At 33.9% G+C, this 4439-nt stretch carries 3 protein-coding genes and 1 pseudogene; 1 reads left to right on the top strand and 3 read right to left on the bottom strand.

Translation table 11 applies throughout. The features are described from left to right. Positions 1-323: 323 nt before the first annotated feature. Complete coding sequence (locus DW793_RS13760; RefSeq protein ID WP_181988387.1) at positions 324-1526, bottom strand: glycosyltransferase family 4 protein; 1203 nt, start codon at positions 1524-1526, stop codon at positions 324-326. Between the two features lie 264 nt (positions 1527-1790). Between DW793_RS13760 and DW793_RS13755 the strand changes: the two are divergent. Then, positions 1791-2954, top strand: a pseudogene (locus DW793_RS13755) (IS110 family transposase). A 58-nt stretch (positions 2955-3012) separates the two neighbouring features. Here the strand turns inward: DW793_RS13755 and DW793_RS15735 are convergent. Together DW793_RS15735 and DW793_RS13745 are read right to left on the bottom strand one after the other, a co-directional pair. Continuing rightward, on the bottom strand, positions 3013-3660 hold the full coding sequence (locus DW793_RS15735) for a CatB-related O-acetyltransferase (protein WP_147342222.1): 648 nt from the start codon (positions 3658-3660) through the stop codon (positions 3013-3015). 28 nt (positions 3661-3688) lie between these two features. After that, the gene (locus tag DW793_RS13745) at positions 3689-4336 is read right to left on the bottom strand and encodes a glycosyltransferase (RefSeq protein WP_252969904.1); all 648 of its coding nucleotides are present in this window, start codon (positions 4334-4336) and stop codon (positions 3689-3691) included. Positions 4337-4439: the final 103 nt, after the last annotated feature.

Genomic DNA, 4439 nt, shown 5'->3' with positions numbered 1-4439 from the left:
ATGAAAGATAAGCATTATAAGTCAAAATAGATGATAAAACTATTAGTATAAACACAACTCCTATTGCAAAAAACATTTTAAATGTACTATAAAAAAAATCTAATCTTTTTTTTCAAAAAAAGATATAGCAATAGTACAATCCAAATAGGCATATTCAATTTTTGAGTCATCCCGGCAGAAACCAACAATGGAAGTTGAGAAATATTGGATAAAAAGCATGCAAGAGCAACTAAATATATAAACATTTTGTTTTCTTTTCTATATACCTTTTCAAATTGTCCTTTTGCCATTACACTTGTTCCTTTCACAAAACTTTTTCTCTTTTAGCTTTTCCAATTGCATACATCATCCAAATATTTTTTTGCCACATTATAGTCAGAATATTCCTTGACCGTTTCATACCCACGCTTAATAATTTGTTTCAACACGTTATTATCATATTTTGTTATTGTTTCTACTATTTCCTTTAATTCTTTATCATTTCCTTCACAGCATAAAAATCCGTTATCATTATTTAAAATAATACCATCTACTCCACCGTCTTTAGATGCAATAGTCAAACAACTGGCTGCCATAGCTTCAAGATATACTAATCCAAATATTTCATTTGTACTAATCATTACAAAAATATGTGTATCTTCAAGAATTTTCATAACTTTATCTCTTGAGACCCGGCCCCAAAAATGAATTTTATCAAGGCAATCCAGTTTTTGTGCCAATTCTTCTAATTTTGCACGTGATGCACCTTCACCTACAATGTTAAATTCCCAATCTATATCTCGAATGTCTGCCAAAGCTCGAATTGTAGCATCAACATTCTTATATGATACCAATCTGCCAACATACGTTATCTTCCATTTTTTTATATCTTTGAATTTTTCTAAATTCAAGCTATAATCTTGCAAATATTCATCTGGCACACCTGAATTACATACAAATGGTAATGCATCCAATTGAAGTAATTTTTTTACTTGTTTTGCTTGCGAAAGTGATCTTACACCCAGCCTATCGATTCCTTTAAGATATTTTTGGGAGTTATATTTAGATGAAGAAATATAATCTGTACCATGCAAAACTACTGCAGTTTTACAATGATATATTGATTTTAATTCAGAAATAATTTCCATCTGCGGACTTGCCCAATGTCCCGTTATTACATCTGGTATAAATTTTTCTTTTTTTAAAACAGAAACTACTTTGTTTATCTGTTTTTTGATAGCTCTATCACTTGGCTGTGAATGAGGTATATATTTTCTTATAGGTATTCTTATAACTTTTGCTCCATTATCTATATATTCTTTCTCTTTAACCGCATCATAATCAGAAATTGCAAATCCCATTTTTCCTGCCATTTTCTTTTTTAAACCACCTGGAATTTTATGAACAATTTTAGGATAACAATGGGCGTTATGAATAACTAGTACTTCATGACCTTGTCTCACCCATTCTTTTACAAATGAATTAACAATATTAGTTGATGTATCTCGATACCCCATAGATTCATCCTTATAAACTGAGGTTATCATTAATATTCTCATTTTAATTCTTGTATGATATAGTAAAGCCTAAATCATACTCTCCTTTCCAAAAATGTGGTATAATAAAACAGGTGCTGTGGACTTTTGATTTTTTTCTGTAGCTCGACTACTATAAGGAGTGTAAAGCCACAGTTTTATTTACAATGTTTATAGCTGGATAAGTCAAAGAATTTTAATCTCACGCAAGTTTACGGGAATAAAACTAAGTGGCACGAAAACAGTACCAATAATTTTACAAGGCAGGTAAAACTTATGATTTATGTTGGAATTGATATTGCAAAGGAAACTCACGTTGCCGCAGCAGTTGATTCGGACGGCGTTATTGTTATTGAACCCTTTTCTTTTTCAAACAACCACGAAGGCTTTAAGCTCCTTAAATCAAAGCTTGATTCACTCGACAAATCAAATCTTCTCATCGGGCTTGAATCAACTGCACACTATGCAGAAAATGTTATCTTTTTTCTGCACGGCTGCGGATATGAGCTTGCTGTCATCAATCCAGTTCAGACCGCCGCTATGCGTAAAACAGGCATTCGCAAGACTAAAACCGACAAGGTGGATTCTTTGCTTATCTGCAAAACATTGATGGTCAACTCATTCAGACGTTATACTGAAAACGACATCAAAACCTTAAAGCTAAAGTCCCTCTGCCGTTTTCGTCAGAATCTGAAAAAGTCCAAAGCACGACTTAAAATTCAGCTCACTTCTTACGTTGATGTTATCTTTCCGGAGCTTCAGTACTTCTTTAAATCCGGTCTGCACATCAAATCCTGTTATGAGCTTCTTAAGGTGTATTCTTCACCGGACGACATTGCTGCTTTACACTTAACAAAACTAAGTAACATTCTTACCAAAGCTTCCAGAGGTCGCTTCGGTAAGCAGGACGCTGAGTCCCTCAAAAGTCTTGCAAAATCGTCCGTTGGTGTGAAGAACACCTACATATCTATTCAAATAACCCAAACCATTGCTCAGATTGAGTTAATTGAAAGCCAGTTAAATGAGCTTGAAACGGTTATTGAAACAGCTATGGACGAGCTTGATTCGGTTATCATGACCGTTCCGGGTATTGGTAAGCTCAATGGTGCTATGATACTTGGCGAAATCGGTGACATTAAACGCTTTTCTGATTCTTCATAGTTGCTTGCTTATGCAGGACTTGACCCTGTCATCAATCAGTCGGGCAAGTTCAACGCAAAGCGTACAAGAATGTCCAAGCGCGGTTCAAAGATACTCCGCTATGCTCTCATAAATGCAGCGTGGAACGTTTCTTTAAACAACGACACATTCAAGCGTTATTATGATTCTAAAGTAGCTCAGGGCAATTCTCATTATTCTGCTTTGGGACATACCGCTCACAAGCTTGTGAGGGTTATCTTTAAGCTCCTTAATGATAATATTACTTTCGCTCTCGTTTAAATTTTTCGCCTTTATCTTTTTAGGGTGGACATCCTTTTTGCCCCTTTTGAACTTTCTGTTAATCTTCTTCTTTTTCTATTGACTTTTCATAGCTGGTCTCCTTAAATTTTTCAATAAATTTCAGTGGTTTATCAAACAAATAAGCATATTTTTCTATTTTTTCATCGTCCCATTCCCACCATTTTGTTTTTAGTAGATCTTCGGTTACTTTCTCGTCAAACCTATTCCTAATTTTTTTTGCTGGGTTTCCTGCCCATATTTCATATGGGGGGATATCATGAGTTACAACACTTCCAGCTCCTACAACAGCTCCTACTCCAATTGTTACTCCGGATAAAACTGTTACTCCTGCTCCAATCCATATATCAGAATTTATAACTATATCTTTGTCAGAAACTGTATCAAATTCAACAAAGTTCTTTTTTAAAATATTTCTTCCCTTATGAAATACAGGAGATGATGATACTCTCTCTATTGGATGCATTGCCCCGCCTAAACGACAATTATCTGCTATTGAAACAAATGCACCTATTTTACAGTTTAAAAGGAAACAGTCATGACCACAATATGAGTATCTATCTATACTAGAATTATTCATTTGCGTACCAGAACAAATTTTAGCCTTAGTATTCACTTTACTATTTGTTAACGCTGCTGGATTAAAAACGATTCTAATCCCTTTAGCTAACATTCTTTTTATATCCATTTTTTCTCCATTAATTTTCTTACACACTTTATAGATCTATAAAGTGTTTCATTATTATTTGATATCCTTTTTCCGCCGAATAATGTTGATTTAAATAAGTCCATTCTTTATCAGCAACTTGCTCTATGTTCATTAAATTTTTTACACACTTGTCAAATTTGCCAACATCATTACTTTTGCACCAACATCCAAATCCAGCTTCTTCTATGATTCTTCCTATATCTGTATTAGGATCTGTACATGCCAAGACAGGAATTTTCGCCTGCATATAACTCAAAAGACGACTTGGAAAATTGGGAATTGTAAATCTATGATCTAGAAATATCATACCAACATCACATGCACCAACCATCGTATCATAATCTTCTTTCGGAAGGCGCTGCATCAATTTAACATTTATAGGATTACACTCACTGATATATTTCTCTAATTTGGAATACTCTGTTCCTGATCCAACAATCAAGAAAAAGGCTTCTTCATTTTTTTCCTGACTTTTTAAGCATTCGATTAAAAAAGAAATACCCTGGGGTTTACCTAAATTACCTCCATAAATAAACACTTTTTTATTTAAAGGTATAGCATATTTTTGTCTTATAGATATCCTTTTATCCCACGCGACACTTTTATCAATTACTTCAACACAATTGGGACATATTTCTACAACCGATGAATCCACCTCTGGATTATGTTTCTACAACCGATGAATCCACCTCTGGATTATGTTTAATTACATAATTTACATTAGCTTGGCTCATACAGCCTATATAATCAGAAATCTT

It is taken from the genome of Ruminococcus sp. AM31-15AC, assembly GCF_003462045.1.
In the GTDB taxonomy this organism is placed as follows: Bacteria; Bacillota; Clostridia; order Oscillospirales; family Ruminococcaceae; genus Hominimerdicola; species Hominimerdicola aceti.
The sequence above is the reverse complement of the archived record's forward strand: the minus strand, read 5'-3'. Positions and strand labels throughout refer to the sequence as shown.